Here is a 21,511-nt window from a genome sequence, read left to right as displayed (position 1 = left end):
GGCCGACGACAGAGCACGGACGAAACCGGCCGTTTCCGTCACCCGTCCCTGCCGCCGGACACCTGGGTCGCGCGGGTGATCAGCCCGGTATTCACCTTCGGTTCGCGCCTTCGGCCGGATGATCGCGCCGCACCCTTCCGTGCCCCGATCCGAGCCTGATGAATCCGACCTTGCCTGCCGCGTTGGCCCTGGTGTCGTTGCTGCTGCCTGGCCTGGCATCGGCGCGCACGGTCTATCGCTGCGTGCAGAGCAACACCGTCAGCCTGGCCACGGCGCCAGAGCCGGGCTCGAAATGCACCCCGCAGCAGATCGACGACAACGCGGTGCAGACCCCCAACCTGTGGGGCAACATGGGCATCTTCAGCGGCACCCTGTACGAACGTGAGCAGGACGGTGCACTGGTCTACTCCACCCGCAACCTGCCGGGCTCGCGGGTGTTCCTGAAGTTCACCGTGGCCACGCCCCCGGGTGAGCCGGCGCACGAAGGGCTGGGCAAGGTCGGCACGCCGCAGTTGAACCGGCACGCCAAGCAGTTCAAGGCGGCAGCCAAGGCCACCGGTGTGGACGATGCCTGGCTGCGTGCGATCGCCCATGCCGAGAGCAATTTCGATGCCGGTGCGATCTCGCCCAAGGGCGCGCAGGGCGTGATGCAGCTGATGCCCGATACCGCGACCGAATACGGCGTGGCCGATCCGCTCTCGGCCGAGCAGTCGATCAGTGGCGGTGCGCGTTACATGAAGGCGCTGCTGCGGCGCTACAAAGGCGACCGCGTACTTGCTGCGGCCGCGTACAACGCCGGGATCGGTGCGGTGACGCGCTACAAGGGCGTGCCCCCGTATGCCGAGACGCTGGCCTATGTGGAAAAGGTCAGCGCGTTGTACGTGCGCTACCGCGAAGCGATGGGGTTCAAGGTGGAGACGCCGGCGAAGTAGGGCGGAGCATCAATGTGTGATGCCCGCACTGGACAATGCGCGGTGCCGAGCATCAGTCGTTGTACAGCGCATAGGTCTCCACGCGACCCACCTTGTTCACCGCGGCCTGGACGTCGGTCCGCTGCGCGAAGTGTTTCCAGCGTGCCTGGAACGCCACTTCACCCGGCAGCCGCGGCGACATCCGGAAGCTCTGCATTTCCAGCAGAGCCGCACCTCGCTCTGTGGGATCGGCGAGTCGGGCGAGCAGTGTGGCGGCGGCCTCGTCCAGCCGGTTGTCGGCGATGAGTGAGGTCATGTAGATGCCCGGGGTCTGCTGACGGTTTGCAGACAGTACCTCGCGTGCACCCTGTGCAGCTGTGCTGTCGCCCACCTGCAGCGCAGCCATCAGATTGATCAGTTGCCGTGCGCCTTCACCGTAGGCATTGAGCTCTTTCAGATCGCGCACCGTCTCCCGGGCCATCGAGGGGCGCAGCATTACCGCATACAGGTACGCCAACCCGAGCGGCTGGTCAGCCAGGCCACTGTCTTCTGCCATGCGGACGGCAAGCACCTGGGTATCGAGAGCGGCGTCGTTCTGCCCCAACTGGCGCTGCGCCCGGCCGCGAAGCTCCAGCATCCAGCCTACCGAGCGCGCCTCATCGCCCTTCGGCAGGGTAGGGGCCGTCGGCGCGTAGTCGGCCAGCGACTGGGTCATGCCGATGACGTCCTGCGGCTGGCCCGCGACCAGCAGTGCAAAGGCGAGTTCGACCGCGGTGTCGTTAATGCCGGGCGCAAGCATGGTGGCCACCCGCAACCGATCGATCTGGCGTTGCGCCGCACCCACGGGGTCAACGCGAGGCGTGCCGCGCTCAAGGTGTCGGTCGAAACGCTTGTCGCTGCGCAGCATCACCAGCGGGAAAGGCTCGTCCACACGCGCCAGCGTTTCGCTCACCTTGTCATGCTGCCCGGCCTCGACCTGCAGCGTGGCCAGGGTGACCCAAAGCTCGCCGGGCTCGAGGTCATCACTCTTCCAGCCGTGGTCGAACAAGCCCTGCAACAACGGCAGGCGCGTAGCCGGCATGTCTTTGAGCAGCCTATCGAGATGCCAGACCAGATCTTTGGGCAGGTCCGGCGCACCCTCGGAATCTGCGATCCCGCGGATGACATTGTTCGCCGATGCCTGGACTTGCTCGTTCGCCAACTGGCCAGCGGCCAGCAGGAAACGCGCGTCGGCATTACGGGGATTGATCGACAGCGCGGTCTGCAGGCGCCGTTCGGCAAGCTCAACCTGCTTCTGCTCGCCTGCGACCAGTGCAGCGTTATGCCAGGCATGACTGCGTTGCACATCGTCCAGGGTGGCAAGACGGGGATCGTCCAGCAGCTGTTCGAAGGCGATGGCCGCGCCGAGGGTATCGCCACTGATGGCCTGATCGGTGGCCGCCGACAGCTCCGCCAGGAAGGCCAACTTCGTGGCGGCCGGGTGGCTCACAGCCGCCTCCGCGGCGTCATGCGCTGCCACGCCGGCAACAGGGGCGACGCACAGCGAGAACAGCAGGGGCAGAGCAGAGCCGGTGCGGCGGGTCATGCGGTACATCCTTCCTTGGCGTCAGCCCTGATTGGAACCGGAACGTGGCGTCCACACAAGGCGCTGTGGTCATGCAGGGTTTGCAGGCACGCCACGAGCCGCTAAGGTCGGGTCCCCAACAGCAGCAGGGAAGGACAGCGATGACGCGCGGACGATGGGCAATGGTGGTGCTGATAGCAGCGCTGATGGCGGCGGCCTTGTCATGGACTTTCCTGCGCGAACCGGCCGCGCCCGCGCCGCCGCCGAGCCCGGTGGCGACCGTGCTCGGCTGGACGCCGCAGTTCAGCGTGCTGGCCGGCGACGGTGTCGGCGGCAGCACGGAAGGCCCTGCCGCCCAGGCGCGCTTCGGCGATCCGTACGGCCTGGCCGTGGATGCGCACGGCGTGGTCTACATCGCCGATGCCGGCGACAACAACCGCATCCGCCGCGTCCACCCTGACGGCCGCGTGGACACGCTGGCCGGGCACGGCGAGGGCTGGCGCGACGGCGCCGCGTTGCAGGCGCAGTTCAATACACCGTCCGGCATCGCGTTGGATGTAGTCGGCAACGTCTACGTCGCCGACACCGGCAACCATGTGATCCGTCGCATCGCGGTGGACGGCACCGTGAGCACGCTGGCCGGTGATGGCCAGCGGGGCTTCGTCGATGGGCCGGCCGCGCAGGCGCGCTTCGATGGGCCGATGGGCTTGGCCGTGGACGCCGACGGCCGCGTGTACGTGGCCGATACCTACAACGACCGCATCCGCGTCATCGAGACCGATGGGCGGGTGCATACCGTCGCCGGTGGCGAGCGCCCAGGGCTGATGGAGGGCATCGGTGCGGCCACCCGCCTGGATACGCCGGTGGCGCTGGCGTTGGATCCGCAGGGCACCCTGCTGATCGCCGACCTGTTCAACAACGCGATCCGCCAGCTTGCGCCGGATGGCACGCTGAGCACCCGCGTGGCCGATGGCGGCCTGCTCAGTGGTCCGCTGTCGTTGGCGGTGACCCACGACGGGGTGATCTATGCCAGCGACATCAACGGCAAGGTGGTACAGATCTCGGCGCAGGGTCATCAGCTGGCCTTGGCCGGCGTACCGCCGCAGCCGCGCTTCGCCCGGCCGACCGCACTGGCACTGGATGCCGAGGGCGGGCTGTACCTGGCCGATGCCGCGTCCTACCGGGTGCACCGGCTGCGTGCGCTGGCGGCAGGAGCGACTGCACCGCCGGCGCTGATCGGCCCGGCGCCGGACGCGCCGCTGCCGCAGACCGCCGGTCGTTGGCCGCTGGCCCCGCAGGACGGCTGGCATGAAGTGGTCGGCACGTTGGGTGAGGTGCGCGGCGACTTCAAGGGTGAGAGTCGCCACCACCTGCACGGTGGCTTCGACATCCGCGGCGATGTCGGCCAGCCGGTGCTGGCGATTGCCGACGGCAAGGTGGATACGCCGTTCGCGGCGTGGTCGGTCGGCGGCCAGGCCGAAGGCCTCTCGCTGGGCCGGCTCAAGTACATCCACATGAAGGTTGGCCGTGACCCGCGCGATCGTCCGTTCGATCCGCGCTGGCAGCAGCTGTTCGGTGAGCAGGGCAAGCTCGAGCGCATCCGCGTGCGTCGCGGCACCCGTTTCGCCGCCGGTGAAGCGCTGGGCAGCATCAACCGCATGGCGCATGTGCACCTGAGCGTGGGCGCCAGTGGCTTCGAGCGCAATGCGGTGGCGCTGGGCTTCACCGGTTACGCCGACACCTTCGCGCCGCGCATCACCGAGGTCGCCGTGCTGGACGATCTGGACCAGCCGATCAAGGCCGGTGCCGATGGCCGCGTTGCGATCCCCCGGCAGGGTCCTGGCGTGCAGATCGTGGTGGAGGCGTGGGACCAGGTGGATCGCAATCTGCCACGGCGCCGGCTGGGGCTGTACCAGGTCGGCTATCAGGTGCTGGATGGCCAAGGCCAGCCGCTGGCCGGCTACGAGCAGCCGCGCTTCAACATCGTGTTCAACCGGATGCCGCGCGAAGACAGCGCCACGCGCGTGGCCTACGCACCGGACAGTGGCATCACCGTGCATGGCAGTGCGGTCACACGGTTCCGCTACCTGGTCACCAACACCGTGCGCGATGGGCTGGTCGAGACAGGGCGCTGGCAGCCCGATGCGTTGCCAGCCGGCGACTACATCCTGCGTGGCAGTGCGCGCGACTACAGCGGCAACGAAGCGATCGGGCCGCGCGATCTGAAGATCACGCTGCTGCCCTGAGCAGGATCAGGCGCCGACGCGCACGCGCTCGGCGTCCATGTCGGCCAGCGGGCGCACCTCGATGCTGCCGAAACGCGACCACGGGAACTGCTGGGCGATGCGCATCGCCTCGGCGTGGTCCGGCGCGTTGATCAGATTGAAGCCGGCCAACAATTCGTGGGTCTCGGCGAACGGGCCATCGGTGATCCGGGCCTGACCCTGGCGCACGCGCACCGTGCGCGCGCTGTCGACCGGCTCCAGCTTCTGCGCAAGCACCAGCGTGCCCTCGGCCTGCAACCGGTCGGCGTGCTGCAGGCAGTCGTGCATCAGGCGGTCGTACGCGTCGGCGGGCAGGGTCTGCAACAGAGCCTCGTCGATGTAGATCAGCAGAAGAAATTGCATGGCCGGACCGGGGTGGGCGGGGGAATCGGCATGATGCCCCAGCCCGCGCCCGCGGCGTGTTGCAACGCCGCAGCGGTGCCCTGTTCAGCGATGGAAAAAAAGATCGGTCGGGCCTGTCGATTTCCGCCCCGCTGGCACGTTGTATCCAGTGAACGGCCCGGGTTACGGGCTGGCACACAGGAGCATCCCGTGAAAGTCATGGTACTGGTCAAGGCAACCGCGGCCACCGAGGCCGGTCAACTGCCGAGCGAGCAGGAGATCCGCGCCATGGGCGCCTACAACGAGCAGCTGGTCCAGGCCGGGATCATGCTGGCCGGCGAGGGCCTGCACCCGACCTCTCGCGCCCGACGGGTGGCGTTCGGCAGCGAAGCACCGCGGGTCATCGACGGCCCGTTCGCTGACACCCGCGAGCTCGTCTGCGGGTTCTGGCTCTGGCAGGTGCGCTCGCTGGACGAGGCCACCGAATGGCTCAAGCGCGCCCCGTTCGCGCCGGGCGATGTGGTCGAGCTGCGCCCGATCCTCAGCGCCGAGGATTTCGGCGAGGCCTTCACCCCTGAATTGCAGGCGCAGGAACAGCGTCTGCGCGAGCAGATTGGCAGCACCGACTGATCCCCCCGCATCCCTGGAGCATTCCCATGAAACTGATTCCGTTCCTTGGCTTCAACGGCAAGACCCATGAGGCCATGGCCTTCTACGCACAGGTGCTCGGCGGCAAGGTCACCTCGGAGATGAAGTATCGCGATATGCCACCGATGGAGAGCCAGGAGGGCTGTGGCGAGATGCCGCCGGAAACACTGGACCACGTCGCGCACAGCCAGCTGGAGGTGGGGTCGGCGGTCCTGATGGCGGCCGATGGCCCATCTTCCGAGGGGCAGGGCGGGACGACGATCAATATCGAGGTCGACTCGATCGACGAAGCCGAGCGCGTGTTCAAGGCGCTGGCCGACGGGGGTGAGATCAAGATGCCGATCACCGAAACCTTCTGGGCCCATCGCTGGGGCTTTCTGATCGACCGCTACGGCAAGCCGTGGATGGTCAACTGCATGAAGCAGCCCTGAGCCCGGACGGGCGCGATGGCCCCCCGCCGCGCCGCTTGTACCCGCGTCGCGCCGGTGGTCTGATCAGCCGCATGGACACGGCACTGACGCAACGACTGGAGACGATCTGGCGCATGGAGTCGCCAGTGTTGACCGCTCGCCTGACCCGCCTGCTTGGCGGCGATGTCGGCCGTGCCGAAGAGCTGGTCCAGGACACCTGGCTGGCCGCGCTGGAGCGCTGGCCCAGCCAGGGTGTGCCGGACAATCCCGGAGCGTGGCTGATGACCACTGCGCGCAACCGCGCCATCGATGTGCTGCGCCAGCACCAGCGCGTCGCCGGCCAGCATGCGCAGTACGGCAGCGAGCTGGAGCCGCTGCCATTGCCAGCGCCGGACGACAGCGACGCGCTGGAAGACGATATCGGCGATGACCTGCTGCGGTTGATGTTCGTCGCCTGCCATCCGGTGCTGGCTGCCGATGCGCGCGTGGCATTGACGCTGCGGCTGCTCGGCGGGCTGACCACGGAGGAGATCGCGCGCGCCTTCCTCGCCCCCGAGCCGACCATCGCCCAGCGCATCGTTCGCGCCAAGCGCACGCTGGCGCAGAAGCAGGTGCCGTTCGACGTGCCGCGCCAGGCGGCGCTGCCAGAGCGGTTGGCCTCGGTGCTGGAGGTGGTCTACCTGATCTTCAACGAAGGCTATGCGGCGAGTGCAGGCGATGACTGGATGCGCCCGGCGTTGTGCGATGAAGCGCTCCGGCTGGGCCGCGTGCTGGCCAGCCGGCTGCCGACCTGGCCGCAGGTGCAGGGCCTGCTCGCGTTGATGGAACTGCAGGCATCGCGCACCGCCGCGCGGACGGATGCGACCGGCACACCGATCCTGCTGCCGGACCAGGACCGGACGCGCTGGGACTGGCTGCAGATCGCCCGTGGGCAGTCGGCCCTGCAGCAGGCGGTGGCGCTGGGAGGAAGCGACGATCCGTATGTAGTGCAGGCGGCTATCGCCGAGTGCCATGCGCGCGCGCGTCGCGCCGAAGAGACCGACTGGGCACGGATGGCGGCGCTGTACGCGCGGCTTGCGCAGGTGCAGCCCTCTCCAGTGGTGGAGCTCAATCGTGCCGTTGCCGTGTCGCGGGCGCAGGGCGCGGCGGCGGCGTGGCCGCTGGTCGAGCAGCTCAATGCCGATGCACGTCTGCGCGACTATGCTCCGCTGGCCGCAGTGCAGGGTGATCTGCTGGTCCAGCTCGGCCGTGTTGCCGATGCGCGGGCGGCATTCGAGCGGGCGGCGGCGCTGACCGCAAATGGCCCCGAACGTGCGCTGTTGTTGGCCCGCGCGGGTGCGCTGTCGCAAGGCTGATGCAATCTCATCTTGTCGGTCTGCATGGTTGCGGCTATCGTTGCGCCCTTCACAAGCATGACTGGGGCTGACCCCCGGTCAGCAACCACAGGGACAAAGGCTGATGCCGTCAGGGAAGAAACCGCCACGCGCGATGCGCGCGTGGATGCTGCTGTGCGTGTTCCTCATCACCCCGTTCGCGCATGCGGCCGACAAGGCGCAGCAGGCGTACTGGGCTGGCTTCGCCTATACCGGCGAGCAGGCTGCCCGCAGCAAGGTTGCGCCGCATAGCACCCGGGTCATCGACCAACGCGGCGCCGAGGCACTGAACCAGCAGCTCGCCAGTGCCCTGCGCCGCCAGCCGCCCGTCCACCTGCAGCTGATCAGCGACCAGCTTGCCAAGCTGGATGGCACCACCAGCGCCACCGTGCTCGCCGCGGCGCTGGACCGTGAACTGGTCTCGGTCGAACCGATCGGCGACCAGTACAAGGTGCTGGTGGAGGTGGCACTGCAGGCGCTGTTCTTCGATTTCCGCGAGCGCCAGGTCATCGCCTCCTACCCGGTAACGCTGCAGCGTATCGACCTGCAGGACGACCGCCCGTCCGAAGGGGATATCGACGCGATCATCGCCGATCTGCTCTACGGCACTGCCGCCACCGCACTGCCGCAGGTGCTCGCACAGACCCTGGCCAACGCGCAGCTTCCCAACGCTTCGATGCGGCGGCTGCAGGTGGGTGGGGTGACCTTGTCCGATGCAGCCCGGGCCAAGCTGCCCGACCCTGCGATGGAAGCCACGCTGCGTGCCACGCTGGCCCATGAGCTGTCCAAGACGCTGTCATCCAACACTGGCATCGGCTTGCTGCCGCCGGCTACCGGCGAGGCGATCGGCGGTGCGATGGCCGCGCGCTTTGCCGACGGCAAGGTGTATCAGCTCAAGATTCCCGAACCCGATTACGTGGTCACGCTGACCCTCGACGCGATGAAGAGCGGCGTCGTCAATGAAACCGCGGCCATGAAGACGATGCTGTTCGGCGCGTTCTTCCAGGTGAAGGTGACCGAGCCCTTCTCCGGCAAGGTGTATTTCGACCAGTCCCTGCGCAAGGGCGCCACCAAAGTGGTGCCGGTCACGCAGTGGCGGGTGGACCAGTGGTCGGCCAACTACGAAACCGTGTTGGCCGGCTTTGATGCTTTCGCTGGCGCTGCTGCCAAACGGGCCGATTCGCGCGCCTGGCTGGATGAGCAGAAGCCGGGCGGACGCCCCCTGCAACAACAGATCCAGGCCCTCCAGGAGTTGATCAAGTCATGTCGCTGATTCGTGCTGTACTGCTGATTCTCATTGCACTGATGGTCACCGCGCCGGTCGCGGCGCAGACCGCCAGTTCCCGCGGCATGGGCTCGGCCAGCTATGGTCTGCGCCTGAGTGCCGATACCCGTGCGCAGGCGCTGAACAAGGCCAAGGTCAACGCGCTGGAGGCCTACATCGCCGAATCCGGCGCAGCCAAGCTGCGCCTGTTCGAGTCGCGCCGCCCGGAGTTCATCGGCGAGATCGACCGCTTCGTGCTCTCCACCGTGACCCTGTCGGAGAACGAGGACAAGAAGGCCAAGACCTACACGATCAGCGTCCGCGCCGAGATCAACACCACGCTGCTGCAGACCAAGCTGGATGCCGGCTCTGCCGTGGCCGGCGCACGCAGCAATGAGCGCTCGCTGCTGACCTTCCTGTTCATGGCGCGCTCGCAGGACACCGTGCAGTCGTTCCAGGACAAGGAATACCGCCGCGTGGACGCCAGCCGCAGCTACGACGAGAACACCCGCGAAGGCGATTCGTTCCGCGGCAACTCGGTCAGCACCAACGGCAGCGTCAACCAGAACGCCTCGGTGTCGGTGACCAGCGGCGGCAGCACCACCGCGCGCAGCGACACCATCAGCTGGAAGGTCGCCAACGCCGCCGAGGTCAACACCGCGATGACCGGCGCCTTCAGCAGCGCCGGCTATGAAGTGGTTGAAGCCGAGTACGTGGAAGGCGAAAGCCGCGGCCTGCTCAGCATCGAACGCATCCGCAAGGACTTCAGCACCGGCAATGATCTGTCCGCTGCGACCCTGCGCGATACCGCCAACGGGATCCGCGCTGCGAACATTCCGTACATCGCCGTGGGCACGCTCGACATCGGCATGCGCGATCGCGATCCGGCCTCGGGCAATACCCGCGTGTACGTCACGGTGACCGGCAAAGTGCTGGACGTTACCGGCCGCTTCCCGCGCACCGTTTCTTCGGTCGGCCCGGTGCAGTACGCCGGCCTGGGCCCGAACGAAACCGTCGCCCGTACCAATGCGCTGCGCGAAGCCGCCGAACAGGCCGCGCAGCAGATGATCAACGAGCTGAACGTCAAAGCCGTTCGCTGACGCCGTGCGGCGCATTACGGTGCGCCGCCACACAGACACTCTTCCCCTCCTCAGGACTATTCCCATGATCCGTAACACCGTCATCGCACTGGCCATCGCCGCTTCCTTCGCCGCCCCGGCGCACGCCCAGCTGGGCAAGCTGAAGGGCCTCGTCGGCGGCGCGACCGCTACCGAAGCCAGCGCCGCCGGCGCCCCGGATGAAGCCGCGCAGGACGCCCTGGTCCGTCGTTTCGTCGCCTCGCAGTCGCATTCGCTGGCTGCCCAGACCTCCTTCGCCAAGGCCTTTGGCCTGGCCGAACAGGTGCAGCTGCTGGAAGCCGAGCGCCAGGCGCTGTCCTCCGGCGCAGTGGACGTGAGCAAGATGAAGAAGTCGGTCTCGGTCAGCGAAGCCGCCCAGGCTGCCATTGATGAGCGCGTTGCCGCACAGCCCGAACTCAGCGCCGAATCCAAGCAGTACTACACCGACGGCCTGGTCTCGCTGCTCGCCTCCGCTGCCGAAGGCCAGAAGCTGAGCGGCGAAGCCAACAACTTCGCCAGCGGCATGAAGAACCTGGGTCCCGCGCAGCTGGCCACTGTCGGCCGCAAGCTGGTCGCCGGTGCGTGGGTCGCCAAGGAATCGCCGGGCTACCTGAAGGGCCTGTACGACACCTCCAAGTCGGCGATGACCTTCGCCCGCGCCAGCAAGATCAAGGTGCCGGGCAACGCCGATTCGATGCTCGACGGCCTGAACTGATCCGGGACGGCCACGCATGCAGATCTCCACACGCCTGCTGAGCTTGGCCATCGCCGCCACCCTGCTTGCCGCCTGCGGCAAGCGGGAGGCGCCGGTGGACGAGCCCGCCAGCAAGGCCGAATCGAAGATGGCCGCGACCGCACCGGCCGATGCCGAGCCCTTGCGCGGTTCCCCCGATTTCGGTGGCACCACCCAGGTCGCGCGTGAAGCCGACGGTATCGGCAGCACGCCGGAACTTGCTGTCCTGGCGGCCCTGCAGTCGGCCGTGGCGCAGGTCAACGGCGTCCGCGTCGCCAGCCAGATGCAGACGCTGCGCGCCGGTCTGGATGTCGATGTCGACGGTCACCACGTCGGCAGCATCGACGCCACCGCCTTCGCCCAGCAGGCGATCGCCGCCTCGCAGGGCGCCGTGCTCGGCTACGAGATTCTTTCGCAGGAAGAAATCAGCCAGCTCGACGAGGAAGTGATCGAGCGGGTGCGTGCCAGCGATGCCGGGTTCTCATATTCCGCGTCAGCGTCGGCCAGTGGCTCGGCACAGGCGCAGGCCGAAGCGAGCGGGCAGGGCGGTTCGGCATCGGCCAGCGTCAAGGAAAGCTACAAGGAAAACGCGAAGGTCGATGCCAAGCGGGGGGCGAGTTCGTATGAATCCGACGTCAGCCACCGCCGCCTGCGCAGCTATTGGAAGGTGCGTATCCGCGCCGATATCGCCAAGTACCGCGCGCCGGACGAGCAGGGCCGACCCAAGATCGTCGTCGCGCTGCCGCACGTGCGCTCGGGTACCTATGCCGTCGGCGATGGCCGGGTAAGCAGCGAGGAAGTGGCCCGTGCGATCCGCGCGCGCTTGTCCGACACGCTGACCCAGACCAAACGCTTCATCGTGCTGGACCGCGAGTTCGGTGACGAGATGCAGGCCGAGATCGATCACATCAACAGCGGCAACGTGCGCCTGCAGGACACCGCACGCCTTGGCCAGCAGCTGGCGACAGATCTGATCCTGATCCCGAGCATCGAGCGTTTCGAGTACCCGCGCAGCGTGCGTCAGCTGCGCATGTCCGACCGCCAGGTGAGTTCGTACTCCGGCGGCGGCCGCATCACCCTGCGGTTGATCAACGCGGCCACCGGTGAAGTAGTGATGTCCGACAGCTTCGATCACCAGCTGGCGTCGACCGGCCCGAGCACGCTGCCGCGCGTGGTGGACGGCAAGGGCATGGCGGCCACCATGATGGATTCGCTGTCCGGCCAGATCGGGACCGCGATCATCACCGAGATCTTCCCGGTATCGGTGGTGTCGATGCGTGGCGACCAAGTGGTGCTGAGCCAGGGCGGCGAATCGCTGCAGGTGGGTCAGCGCTGGCAGGCGGTGATGCTCGGCGAGGCCCTGAAGGACCCGCAGACCGGTCGCTCGCTGGGGCGCAATGAGACCCCGTGCTGCACGATCCGCATCGATCGGGTGGCTGCGCAGACCTCCTACGGCACCATCGAAGCAGGCGCGGATCTGGCGGGGGCAGGTTTCCGTCCGGGCGCCATTGAACTGCGCAGGCAGGCCGGTGCGGCCAAGCCGGCGGCCCCCGCCGCAGCAGCATCGGGCGACAGCAAGGCACCGGCCCGTGCGGCCAGGCCGGCCGCAGCCGCCAAGCCGGCGGCACCGGCAGAAGATCCGAACTGGTGATGGACGGCGCCGGGCCTTGCCCGGCGCCTCTCCAGCGGCGGCATCGCCTACACTCGGGAACTTGGTTTGGTCCCGTGTGGAGAGAGCGATGAAGCGAGTAGTCCTGAGCGTGCTGGCCCTGTCGGTGTCCGGCGCCCTGATGGCGGCAACGCCCAAATTCGATGGCGCGCGGATCTCCGCCGATGTCAAGGAACTGGCCTCCGATGCCTATGAAGGCCGCTCGCCGGCCACGGCCGGTGAAGAAAAAACCGTTGCCTTCCTGAGCAAGCAGTTCGCAGCGGCCGGCCTGCAGCCGGGCGGCGACCTCAAGGACGGCAAGCGCCTGTGGACCCAGGCCGTCCCGCTGCTCAAAGGCGATATCGTCGGCAGCCCGAGCCTGTCGCTGAGCAGCAAGGGCACGCCGCAGACGCTGAGCCAGGGCAAGGAAATCGCCGTGCGCGCCGCCATGAACGGTGCCAGCGAAGTAGATATCAAGAACGCGCCGCTGGTCTTCCTCGGCTACGGCGTCAAGGCCGGCGAGCGCAACTGGGACGACTTCAAGGGCGTGGACCTGAAGGGCAAGATCGCGGTCGTGCTGATCAACGATCCGGACTTCGAGACCGGCCAGGGCGATTTCGACGGCAAGGGCATGACCTACTACGGCCGTTGGACCTACAAGTACGAAGAAGGCGCGCGCCAGGGCGCCCTCGGTGTGCTGATCGTGCACGAGACCGCACCGGCCTCGTATGGCTGGGCCACCGTGGCCGGTTCCAACACCAACACCATGTTCGACGTGGTCCGCGACAATCCGGCCGAAGCGCATCCGCTGCTGGAAGGCTGGATCCAGCGCGAACTGGCGGTGGAACTGTTCAAGCGCTCGGGCCTGGATTTCGAGGCGCTCAAGAATCAGGCGCAGACCCGTGACTTCACGCCGGTCGAGCTGAAGGGCGAGACCTTCTCGGCCAAGTACGCGGTCAAGACCGAGGTGATCACCTCGCACAACGTGGCTGCGCGCCTGGAAGGCAGCAAGCATCCGGACGAGACCGTGATCTACAGCGCGCACTGGGATCACATCGGGGTGGGCAAGCCGGACGCGAACGGTGACACCATCTTCAACGGTGCGCTGGACAACGCCAGCGGCACCGCCTCGCTGGTCGAGCTGGCCCGCGGCTTCGCCAAGGCCAAGCGCCCGGAGCGTTCGGTGCTGTTCCTGGCCGTCACCGCCGAGGAAAAGGGCCTGCTCGGCTCGGAGTATTACGCCAGCCACCCGCTGTATCCGCTGGGCAAGACCGTGGCGGTGATCAACATGGACGGCATGGCGCCCTTCAGCCCGTCGCGTGATTTCGGCATCTATGGTTCGGCCAAGCTGGAACTGCTGGACCAGCTCAAGGACGTCGCCAAGGGCTGGGACATCCGCTACACGCCGGACCCGAAGCCGGAAGCCGGCCTGTTCTTCCGCTCCGATCACTTCCCGTTCGCCAAGCGCGGCGTGCCGGCGGTGTCGTACTCGGCGGGCCAGGATTGGGTGGACGGCGGCGTCGCCGCTGGCAAGGCGGCGTCGGATGACTACACCGCCAAGCGCTATCACCAGCAGGGCGACGAGTGGCAGCCGGACTGGACCTTCGCCGGTGCCTCGCGCGATCTGGAAGTGCTGTACACGCTGGGCAACCAGCTGGCCAATTCGCGGGCCTGGCCGAACTGGAGTGAAGACGCCCAGTTCCGCGCCCCGCGTGACGCCAGCGCCGCCGAGCGGAAGTAGTGCCGGCCACCGGCCGGCTTCAATCCCCCAAATGCCGCCTTCGTCGCATGCCGCTTGTTCCCCGTGGCGGCAGGGCTATGCTCGCCTCACTCCCTATGTGATGACGCCGCCGTGTTCGCCAGCCTCTCCCTGATCTTCCGCATTCTGTTGGCCTGGGCCGCCGCCATCGTGGTGGCGGGGTTCGTCTGGAGTGGCTTCTTCCACGGCATGGACGAAGGTCCGGGCTGGGTGTTCGGCTTGCTGGCCCTGTTCGTGATGGTGACCGCCCTGGGCAGCTGCATTGCCCATATCCGCCGGGTCCAACACGCCGCCGGGCGGCTGGACGCGGCCACCCTGTCCAGCCGCCAGCGTCGGCAGATCGAGGTGCCGATGGATGCCGGCCCCGCCTTCGCCTTGGTCGAAGCCGCCATCGCCGAGCTGCCGCGGGTGGAGGACATCGAAAGCGCACCCGGCAGCCTGCAGGTGCGGGCCTACGTGCGCCGCGTGGATCCCTACAACGGCCGCCCAGCGTCCCGCTGGAACCTGCCTGCGCGGCTGGCGATCAAGCGCAACAGCGTGCTCGCCACGGTCACGCCGGGGCAGGGCACCTGCAGTGTGACCCTGCTGTTCGAGCCCGATGCCGGCGTATGGGCCGATCTGCTGGCCGTCGACGAAGGCAGCAACCATGAGAACGCCGAAGCGGTCGGCCGCGCGATCACCCGCCGCGTGGCCGAGCAGCGCCGCGATGAGCAGGCCGCCGCCGAGCAGACCGCGACCGAGAAGGAACTGTCGGTGGCCAAGCTCAACCTGCTGCATGCCCAGGTCGAGCCGCACTTCCTCTACAACACGCTGGCCAACGCGCAGGTGCTGACCCGCACCGATCCGCCGCGCGCGGACCAGATGCTGGGGCACCTGATCCAGTACCTGCGCAGCTCGCTGCCCAGCGTGGACGAATCGATGTCCACCTTGGGGGTGGAGCTGGAACGCACCCAGGCGTACCTGGAAATTCTCAAGATCCGCATGGGCGCGCGCCTGGCCCTGCAGGTGGATGTGCCGCCGGCACTGACCAGCGTGCCGCTGCCCTCGATGGCCCTGCAGACCCTGGTCGAGAATGCGATCAAGCACGGGCTGGAACCCAAGCCGGGCGGTGGCACGGTATGGATCATCGCGCGCGCCTTCGACGATCATGTCACCCTCACCGTGGCCGATGATGGCCTCGGCTTCGGGCAGGGTACCAGTGGCACCGGCATCGGCTTGAAGAACCTGCGCGAGCGGCTGCGCCTGACCTGCGGTGAGCGCGCCGGCGTGGCCATCGTGTCCAATTTCCCCAGCGGCGTGGCAGCGACCATCACCCTGCCGCGCGACGCCCGCGAGGCGATCCATGCAGCTTGATGCCCTCATTGCCGAAGACGAAGACCTGCTCCGCCAGTCGCTGGTGACCCAGCTGCAGCGGTTGTGGCCGGAGCTGCGGCTGGTGGCCGAATGCGAGGATGGCGCCAGTGCGCTGGAGCGCCTGGCCGAGCTGAAGCCGGACCTGGCCCTGCTCGACATCCGCATGCCGGGCATCACCGGCATCGAGGTGGCCCGCGCGCTGCCCGAGATCAGCCCGCGCACCCAGGTGGTGTTCGTCACCGCCTACGACCAGTACGCCATCGATGCCTTCGAACAGGGCGCGATCGACTACCTGCTCAAGCCGGTCAGCGATGATCGCCTGCTGGCCACGCGCGAGCGGATCCTGGCCCGCATGCAGCTGGGCCGACCGGACAGCGGGATGCTCGAGCAGTTGCTGCAGCGCCTCGGCAATCAGCCCGCCGCCGCATCGAGCGCGCCGCCCCTGGCCTGGATCACGGCCAGCAACGGACGCGACACGCAGCTGATCATGCTCGAAGACGTGATCTACTTCCGTGCCGACAGCAAATACACCACGGTGGTCACTGAGCAGGGTGAAAGCCTGCTGCGCACCTCGCTGCGCGAGCTGCTCGACGCACTCGATCCACAACGGTTCCGCCAGATCCACCGCTCCACCATCGTGAACATGAAGGCGGTCGCCGCGGTCACCCGCGATGACACCGGCCGCGGCCAGCTGCGACTGAAGCATCGCGCCGAAGTGCTCAACGTCAGTCAGCCCTTCATGAGTCTGTTCCGCGGGATGTAACGCGCCTTCTCTTTCGTCTGGAGCCTGCCATGCGTATCGCCGTTGTCGCCAGTCTCTGCGTGTTGATGCTGGCTGCCTGCCAGCAATCGAGCAACACCTCCGTCACCCGCATCCGCGCCAACGGCGTGGATACGCTGTACAGCAAAACCACGGTCGACAACGGCGTGGCCAATTTCGACTGCATCGCCAGCAGCAGCGGCCACTGCCATTACCTGGTGCTGGATGCGCGCTGCACAAAGGACACCGACTGCTCCTATCCGCCGCTGCACCGGTTGGCAGTGGCGGTGGGCAAGACCGAGCAGATGGCCGGGCTGCCGGCTGGGTTCCAGCACTGCGTCAGCGCAGTCCAGAAAGAACAATGCCACCGTGAGTGATCACGGTGGCATCGTGGCTCCCCCCTCATTTCGATAGGGTCAGAACGCGGGTTGCAGATGCAGGTTGGTACCGTTGGGCTGCTCGCCGACATGGTTGAGCTGGCCGACCAGCTCGGTGTGCTGCTTCATCCGGCCGATCTCGCGCATGATGCGGATGTCCTCGTGGCGCAGCTCGCGCTTGGCGCTCACGGCCTGCTTGTAGTCCAGCACTTCCGGGTAGTGCTGGGCCATGTCCAGCGCTTCGGCCACGCACTCCACCGTGTCTGCATCGGAGGTGATCCGGGCGCGGCTGTTGAAGGCCTTCATCCAGCGCTCGAAGCCGGCGGTGTGATCGAACATGTTGGCCATGAACCAGATCACGAACAGGATCGACACCCATGAGCCGAACACGATCACCACGCGGGTGAAGGTGATATGGAAGTCATCCTTCCACAGGTAATTGCTGATCAGGCCGAGGATGAGCAGCGAGGACGCCTGCCAGCCGACGATCGAGGCCATCAACCACTGGCCCTTGGCCTTGGCGAGCACCGCGACTTCCTCGCGGATCTGCTGTTCACTCTTGTTACGCCAATGCGCGACCTGTTTTTCAAACGGGCTGCTGTACAGCTCGTTGTCCTGCAACAGCAGACCCAAACCTTTGAACAAAGCGATCATGACGAGCTCCTTCTGGAACGTGCGGCAGCGCATTGGACGACGTTGTGGCACGTCCAGTTCTAGCACTTTCACCGCGCTTGGCAATGGGCAAAGCGCAAAGATCCGGCGTCATTCCTGCCTGAATGGGCATACCCGCAGCGGATTTGCGCACTGCGGCACGTAAATCGCCGGGTAAATAGGCATGGGACAGGTGTTCCCATGCTGCATCTGCACAATGTGCACCCGCCCAGCCTCCGCGTCCTCGCCAGCCCCGGCGGTATCACGCAGAATTGACGCATCCGCGCGAAATGCCGGTCCGCACCGCCTTTGGTACTGCTGATGCCCTCCCTGTTCCGTTCGCTTGCCCGCCCCGCCACCGCGCCGATCCGCCGCTGGGTACTGGGTGCTTTCCCCCGCGGCCAGAGCGGGATCGACTACGACCACCCGCTGGGTGACCCCGGCTGGTTCGGCCCGGACAGCGTCACCTGGCGCGTGCACGCTGAATTTCCCGGGATGCTTGCCGGTGGCCTGTGCGCGCTGATGCTGCAGACCCTGCATCCGCTGGCCCTGGCCGGCGTGTACGACCACTCCAACTTCCGCGATGACCTGGTTGGCCGCCTGCGCCGCACCACCGCGTTTGTCGCCGGCACTACCTATGCACCGACGGCGGAAGTCGAGGCACTGATCGCCAAGGTGACCGGCATCCACGCACAGGTACGCGGGCACACGGCGGACGGTCGTGCCTATTCCGCCGACGATCCCGCGCTGCTGACCTGGGTGCATGTCACCGAGGCCTACGGCTTCCTGCAAGGCTGCCGGCGGTATTGCCGCGATGTGCCCACGGCGGTCGCCGATCAGTATTACCGCGAGTACAAGCGCGTTGCCGAAGCACTCGGCGCCACCGATGTACCCGCCTCGGAAGCAGAGGTCGACGCGTACTTCGCGCGCCAGCAATCCGGGCTGGTGTTCGATGCCCGTTCGCAAGAGGTACTGGCGGTGTTGTCCGGCATCCGCTTGCCGGTACCGATGGCGGGATTGTCACGCGAGCTGTTCCTCGGTGCGGGCGCGGCGCTGTTGCCGGACTGGGCGACGACGATGCTGGCGCGCACGCCGATGCAGCGTGCGCAGTCGCGGGCGTCTGCCGTGGTACTGAGGGGTATGGCGCCCTTGTTCCGGCGTGCACTGCAGGATGGCCTGGCGACGCGGGCGTGCACCCGGATGGGTGTGCCCGCTGGCGTGCTTGCTGATTGGCCTTGAAGCGGTGAATCGCGAGTGCCTGTGTCCGATGGTTGGGTCGGGCACGTGCAGGCTTCCGGGACCCGCTGCAAGTACGTCCATGTAAGCTCGTATGCCGCCATCCATGGCGGCATACGGTCCCCCCAGCCTGCACGTGCCCGCCCCCCGACAATTGGCTGGTGGCCATGCTGAGGTCAAAAGCCAGCGAACAGCACTAAGCGGCAACGCTGAGTGGCAGCGCCAGGCTGCACGTTCAAGTACCAGATCGCTGCGCGAATGCTGAGCGGCGAAGTACGCAGCTGCTCAGAGGAAGTGCAGAGCAGTAAGGCAATGCCGTGCCGCGTAGTCGAGTGGCAAAACTTCAGAGCAAAGCAACAGAGCAAAGAACACATCGTCACTGCCGGAGCCGCAGGGGCAGCACCTGCTTTCCCCTTGCGCACCAGCCCACTGTCAGAGGGTGGGCATGGGTGGGGTGGCGGGACCGTATGCCGCCATGGATGGCGGCATACGAGCTTACATGGACGTACTTGCAGCGGGTCCCGACACCCCACCCATGCCCGCCCAGTTCAGAGAAGCGGCAAACCCCAGCCGTTGCTCTGCTCCAGCTCTCCAGCTCTCCAGCTCTCCAGCTCTCCAGCTCTACAGCTCTCCAGCTCTACAGCAAAGAAAAACGGGCGCCGAAGCGCCCGTTCTTTCATCTCAGCAAAGCGCGATGAACAGCCTCACCACACCTTGACCCGCTTCTCCGGCGCCAGATACAGCTTCTGGCCTTCCTTCACCTCGAAGGCCGGATACCACGCATCCAGATTGCGCACCGTCAACGCACGGAACTGCCCCGGCGCATGCACATTCGTCAACAGCGAATTACGCAACGCCTGCTCACGCGCCTTGCTCCGCCACGCCTGCGCAAAGCCCAGGAAGAACCGCTGATCCGGCGTAAAGCCCTCCAGCGTCTGCCCCGGCTTGCCCTGCAACGACAACTGATACGCATCGTAAGCCGTCGACAGACCCGCCACGTCCGCAATGTTCTCGCCCAGCGTCAAACGACCATTCACCGACACCCCCGGGAACGGACTGTAGCTGCTGAACTGCGCCGCCAGCGCATCACCGGCCGCATCGAACTTCTTCAGATCTTCCGCCGTCCACCAGTTCTGCAGCTTGCCCGTCTCATCGAACAGCGCACCGGCGTTGTCGAACCCGTGGCTGATCTCATGGCCGATCACCGCACCGATCGCACCGTAGTTCACCGCATCATCGGCCGCACCGTCGAAGAACGGCGGCTGCAGGATCGCAGCCGGGAACACCAGACGGTTTTCCAGCGGCACGTTCATCGCATTGATGGTCTGCGGCAGCATCGCCCACTCGCTGTGGTCCACCGGCTTGCCCAGCTTGGCGATGTTGCGGCGGTACTCGAACAGCTCCGCACGCTCGGCATTGCCCAGCGCGTCATCGCGCTTGATCTCAAGGCCGGTGTAGTCGCGCCACTTGTCCGGGTAGCCCATGCCCACGGTCAGGCCATCGACCTTGGCCTTGGCACGCGCCTTGGTCTGCGGTGACATCCACGCCAGTGCATCGATGCGCTTGGCGAAGGCCGCGATGATGTTCTTGGCCATCTCGTCGGCACGGGCCTTGGTGGCCGGGTCGAAATGACGCTCGACGTACAGCTTGCCGATGGCTTCGCCGACGGCATGGTTGCTGTCATCCACCGCACGCTTCCAGCGCTCGCTCTGCTGCGGCGTGCCGTTGAGCGTGGTGCCGTGGAAAGCGAAGCGCGCATCGGCGAACGACTTGGGCAGGTACGGGGCGGCGCGGTCCAGCGCATGGAAGGCGAGGTAGTCCTTCCAGACCTCCAGCGGCTCGGTCGCGACCAGGCGCGAAATGCCGGCCACGGCCTTGGGCTGCCACACGATGAAGTCCTGCTGGGCGTCCAGGCCGGCCGAGGCCAGGAAGGCGCTCCAGTCCATGCCCGGGGCCTTGGCGCTCAGGTCGGCCTGCTTCCAGGCGTTGGCGCCCTTGGCGACGTCGTTGGTGTCTTCCTGGGTGGCGTGGGCCTGGGCGATCTTGGTCTCCAGCGCGAGGATGCGCTGGGCCTTGGCCGCCGGATCGGCGACCCCGGCCAGCTGCAGTACCTGGGCAATGTAGGCCTGGTACTGCTTGCGGATCTCGGCCATGCGGCCGCCCTGCAGGTAGAAGTCGCGGTCCGGCAGGCCCAGGCCGCCCTGCACCAGGTACGGCGCGGTGCGGTCCGGCTGCAGCAGATCCACCGAGACCCAGACGCCGAACAGGCGGTCGGTGTAGAAGTTGGTGGCGTTGAGCAGGTCCACATCGGCGCGCAGGGTGCCACCCAGGGCGGTGGCCAGCGCGGCCTTGTCGCCGATGCCCGCGATGGCGTCCAGTTCTGGCTTGACCGGAGCGGCGCCGCGCGATTCGATGCCGGTCTCATCCATGAACGCGGCGTAGTAGTCGCCGATCAGCTTGGTCTCGCCCTCGGCCTTGGTATCGGCTGCGGCGCCTTCGAGGATCGCGCGGGTGTCGGCCAGGGTCTTTTCGGAAATGACGTTGAAGCTGCCGTAGCTGGAGCGGTCGGCCGGAATCTCGGTGTTCTTGACCCAGGTACCGTTGGCGAAGCCGAAGAAGTCATCGCCGGCGGCAACGCTGCGGTCCATGCCGGCGGCGTCGAAACCGAAACTGCCCAGCTGCGGCTTGGGTGCAGCCGGTTCGGCCGGGGCGGTCTCGGGCGCGGCTGCGGCCGGCGCGGTGGCCTCGCGGTCGCAGGCGGCCAGGCCCAGCGACAGGCTGGCGGCAATGGCGAGCATCAGGGTGGGGCGACGCAGCTTGGACATGAACCTTCTCGGCAACGGAAACGTCCAAGTCTAATCCCGTCCCGGGCGCTTGGTTATGCCGGCTCCGGCGGTATCGGGGGCCGGTTGTGGCGGCCCTCGGGTTTGTCAACGCGGCCGGGAGCCGCGCGCTCTTCCCGTGCCGTGCGCGCTGGTGCATGCTGGGCCGGCCGGGGTTCGCACAGGGGCCACTGGCGACCGTGTGAAGATCCAAGCGTCAAGAATCCCGGGTGTCGGCCGCTCAGGTTTGGGGAAGCCAGGAAGCGCTACAGATGAAA

At 67.0% G+C, this 21,511-nt stretch carries 18 protein-coding genes; 14 read left to right on the top strand and 4 right to left on the bottom strand.

Translation table 11 applies throughout. From position 1 onward, the window contains the following. Nucleotides 1-158: 158 nt before the first annotated feature. Complete coding sequence (locus EDF74_RS17575; RefSeq protein ID WP_123731317.1) at nucleotides 159-932, top strand: lytic transglycosylase domain-containing protein; 774 nt, start codon at nucleotides 159-161, stop codon at nucleotides 930-932. 52 nt (nucleotides 933-984) lie between these two features. Here EDF74_RS17575 and EDF74_RS17570 read toward each other — a convergent pair whose 3' ends face one another. Continuing rightward, nucleotides 985-2,496, bottom strand: coding sequence for a hypothetical protein (locus tag EDF74_RS17570; RefSeq protein ID WP_123731316.1), 1,512 nt, complete (start codon nucleotides 2,494-2,496; stop codon nucleotides 985-987). Nucleotides 2,497-2,636: 140 nt separating this feature from the next. On the opposite strand from EDF74_RS17570, the gene EDF74_RS17565 reads away from it, so the two are divergent. Then, the gene (locus tag EDF74_RS17565) at nucleotides 2,637-4,721 is read left to right on the top strand and encodes an NHL repeat-containing protein (protein WP_123731315.1); all 2,085 of its coding nucleotides are present in this window, start codon (nucleotides 2,637-2,639) and stop codon (nucleotides 4,719-4,721) included. A gap of 6 nt (nucleotides 4,722-4,727) precedes the next feature. On the opposite strand, the gene EDF74_RS17560 is transcribed toward EDF74_RS17565, so the two are convergent. After that, complete coding sequence (locus EDF74_RS17560) at nucleotides 4,728-5,102, bottom strand: YciI family protein (protein WP_123731314.1); 375 nt, start codon at nucleotides 5,100-5,102, stop codon at nucleotides 4,728-4,730. 189 nt (nucleotides 5,103-5,291) lie between these two features. On the opposite strand from EDF74_RS17560, the gene EDF74_RS17555 reads away from it, so the two are divergent. From EDF74_RS17555 to EDF74_RS17505, 11 genes are all read left to right on the top strand, one after another. Then, on the top strand, nucleotides 5,292-5,711 hold the full coding sequence (locus EDF74_RS17555) for a YciI family protein (protein ID WP_123731313.1): 420 nt from the start codon (nucleotides 5,292-5,294) through the stop codon (nucleotides 5,709-5,711). Nucleotides 5,712-5,737: 26 nt separating this feature from the next. Continuing rightward, nucleotides 5,738-6,160 carry a VOC family protein gene (locus EDF74_RS17550; RefSeq protein ID WP_123731312.1) on the top strand — a complete coding sequence of 141 codons (423 nt, stop codon included), beginning with the start codon at nucleotides 5,738-5,740 and terminating at the stop codon, nucleotides 6,158-6,160. A 71-nt stretch (nucleotides 6,161-6,231) separates the two neighbouring features. Beyond that, nucleotides 6,232-7,494: an RNA polymerase sigma factor gene (locus tag EDF74_RS17545; protein ID WP_123731393.1), complete on the top strand. Its 1,263-nt coding sequence runs from the start codon at nucleotides 6,232-6,234 to the stop codon at nucleotides 7,492-7,494. Between the two features lie 133 nt (nucleotides 7,495-7,627). After that, complete coding sequence (locus EDF74_RS17540; protein WP_311316924.1) at nucleotides 7,628-8,785, top strand: hypothetical protein; 1,158 nt, start codon at nucleotides 7,628-7,630, stop codon at nucleotides 8,783-8,785. Next, the gene (locus tag EDF74_RS17535) at nucleotides 8,776-9,876 is read left to right on the top strand and encodes a hypothetical protein (protein WP_123731311.1); all 1,101 of its coding nucleotides are present in this window, start codon (nucleotides 8,776-8,778) and stop codon (nucleotides 9,874-9,876) included. The genes EDF74_RS17540 and EDF74_RS17535 overlap by 10 nt, the downstream gene beginning before the upstream one ends. 64 nt (nucleotides 9,877-9,940) lie before the next feature. Beyond that, nucleotides 9,941-10,609 carry a hypothetical protein gene (locus EDF74_RS17530; RefSeq protein ID WP_123731310.1) on the top strand — a complete coding sequence of 223 codons (669 nt, stop codon included), beginning with the start codon at nucleotides 9,941-9,943 and terminating at the stop codon, nucleotides 10,607-10,609. A 16-nt stretch (nucleotides 10,610-10,625) separates the two neighbouring features. Then, on the top strand, nucleotides 10,626-12,278 hold the full coding sequence (locus EDF74_RS17525) for a CsgG/HfaB family protein (protein ID WP_123731309.1): 1,653 nt from the start codon (nucleotides 10,626-10,628) through the stop codon (nucleotides 12,276-12,278). Nucleotides 12,279-12,366: 88 nt separating this feature from the next. Beyond that, nucleotides 12,367-14,016 (top strand): M28 family metallopeptidase, encoded by a 1,650-nt coding sequence (locus EDF74_RS17520; RefSeq protein WP_123731308.1) that lies wholly within the window; start codon nucleotides 12,367-12,369, stop codon nucleotides 14,014-14,016. 111 nt (nucleotides 14,017-14,127) lie between these two features. Then, nucleotides 14,128-15,387 (top strand): histidine kinase, encoded by a 1,260-nt coding sequence (locus EDF74_RS17515; RefSeq protein ID WP_123731307.1) that lies wholly within the window; start codon nucleotides 14,128-14,130, stop codon nucleotides 15,385-15,387. Continuing rightward, the gene (locus tag EDF74_RS17510) at nucleotides 15,377-16,150 is read left to right on the top strand and encodes a LytR/AlgR family response regulator transcription factor (RefSeq protein ID WP_123731306.1); all 774 of its coding nucleotides are present in this window, start codon (nucleotides 15,377-15,379) and stop codon (nucleotides 16,148-16,150) included. The genes EDF74_RS17515 and EDF74_RS17510 overlap by 11 nt, the downstream gene beginning before the upstream one ends. 29 nt (nucleotides 16,151-16,179) lie before the next feature. Continuing rightward, complete coding sequence (locus EDF74_RS17505) at nucleotides 16,180-16,524, top strand: hypothetical protein (protein ID WP_123731305.1); 345 nt, start codon at nucleotides 16,180-16,182, stop codon at nucleotides 16,522-16,524. 39 nt (nucleotides 16,525-16,563) lie between these two features. On the opposite strand, the gene EDF74_RS17500 is transcribed toward EDF74_RS17505, so the two are convergent. Beyond that, a complete protein-coding gene (locus tag EDF74_RS17500) occupies nucleotides 16,564-17,178 on the bottom strand; it encodes a hypothetical protein (RefSeq protein WP_026070179.1) in 615 nt (204 codons plus the stop codon). 318 nt (nucleotides 17,179-17,496) lie between these two features. Here EDF74_RS17500 and EDF74_RS17495 point away from each other — a divergent pair, with 318 nt between their 5' ends. Beyond that, nucleotides 17,497-18,414, top strand: coding sequence for an oxygenase MpaB family protein (locus EDF74_RS17495; protein ID WP_123731391.1), 918 nt, complete (start codon nucleotides 17,497-17,499; stop codon nucleotides 18,412-18,414). Between the two features lie 701 nt (nucleotides 18,415-19,115). On the opposite strand, the gene EDF74_RS17490 is transcribed toward EDF74_RS17495, so the two are convergent. Next, nucleotides 19,116-21,236: a M13 family metallopeptidase gene (locus EDF74_RS17490; protein ID WP_123731304.1), complete on the bottom strand. Its 2,121-nt coding sequence runs from the start codon at nucleotides 21,234-21,236 to the stop codon at nucleotides 19,116-19,118. Nucleotides 21,237-21,511: the final 275 nt, after the last annotated feature.

This window comes from Stenotrophomonas rhizophila (genome assembly GCF_003751305.1).
Lineage (GTDB): Bacteria > Pseudomonadota > Gammaproteobacteria > Xanthomonadales > Xanthomonadaceae > Stenotrophomonas > Stenotrophomonas rhizophila_B.
This window is presented reverse-complemented; position numbering and strand designations above follow the sequence as displayed.

Excerpts from the sequence above, each read along its gene's own strand:
- EDF74_RS17575 (WP_123731317.1), top strand. The coding sequence starts at position 159 with ATGAATCCGACCTTGCCTGCCGCGTTGGCCCTGGTGTCGTTGCTGCTG.
- EDF74_RS17570 (WP_123731316.1), bottom strand. The coding sequence starts at position 2,496 with ATGACCCGCCGCACCGGCTCTGCTCTGCCCCTGCTGTTCTCGCTGTGC.
- EDF74_RS17565 (WP_123731315.1), top strand. The coding sequence starts at position 2,637 with ATGACGCGCGGACGATGGGCAATGGTGGTGCTGATAGCAGCGCTGATG.
- EDF74_RS17560 (WP_123731314.1), bottom strand. The coding sequence starts at position 5,102 with ATGCAATTTCTTCTGCTGATCTACATCGACGAGGCTCTGTTGCAGACC.
- EDF74_RS17550 (WP_123731312.1), top strand. The coding sequence starts at position 5,738 with ATGAAACTGATTCCGTTCCTTGGCTTCAACGGCAAGACCCATGAGGCC.
- EDF74_RS17545 (WP_123731393.1), top strand. The coding sequence starts at position 6,232 with ATGGACACGGCACTGACGCAACGACTGGAGACGATCTGGCGCATGGAG.
- EDF74_RS17540 (WP_311316924.1), top strand. The coding sequence starts at position 7,628 with ATGCGCGCGTGGATGCTGCTGTGCGTGTTCCTCATCACCCCGTTCGCG.
- EDF74_RS17535 (WP_123731311.1), top strand. The coding sequence starts at position 8,776 with ATGTCGCTGATTCGTGCTGTACTGCTGATTCTCATTGCACTGATGGTC.
- EDF74_RS17530 (WP_123731310.1), top strand. The coding sequence starts at position 9,941 with ATGATCCGTAACACCGTCATCGCACTGGCCATCGCCGCTTCCTTCGCC.
- EDF74_RS17525 (WP_123731309.1), top strand. The coding sequence starts at position 10,626 with ATGCAGATCTCCACACGCCTGCTGAGCTTGGCCATCGCCGCCACCCTG.
- EDF74_RS17520 (WP_123731308.1), top strand. The coding sequence starts at position 12,367 with ATGAAGCGAGTAGTCCTGAGCGTGCTGGCCCTGTCGGTGTCCGGCGCC.
- EDF74_RS17510 (WP_123731306.1), top strand. The coding sequence starts at position 15,377 with ATGCAGCTTGATGCCCTCATTGCCGAAGACGAAGACCTGCTCCGCCAG.
- EDF74_RS17505 (WP_123731305.1), top strand. The coding sequence starts at position 16,180 with ATGCGTATCGCCGTTGTCGCCAGTCTCTGCGTGTTGATGCTGGCTGCC.
- EDF74_RS17500 (WP_026070179.1), bottom strand. The coding sequence starts at position 17,178 with ATGATCGCTTTGTTCAAAGGTTTGGGTCTGCTGTTGCAGGACAACGAG.
- EDF74_RS17495 (WP_123731391.1), top strand. The coding sequence starts at position 17,497 with ATGCCCTCCCTGTTCCGTTCGCTTGCCCGCCCCGCCACCGCGCCGATC.
- EDF74_RS17490 (WP_123731304.1), bottom strand. The coding sequence starts at position 21,236 with ATGTCCAAGCTGCGTCGCCCCACCCTGATGCTCGCCATTGCCGCCAGC.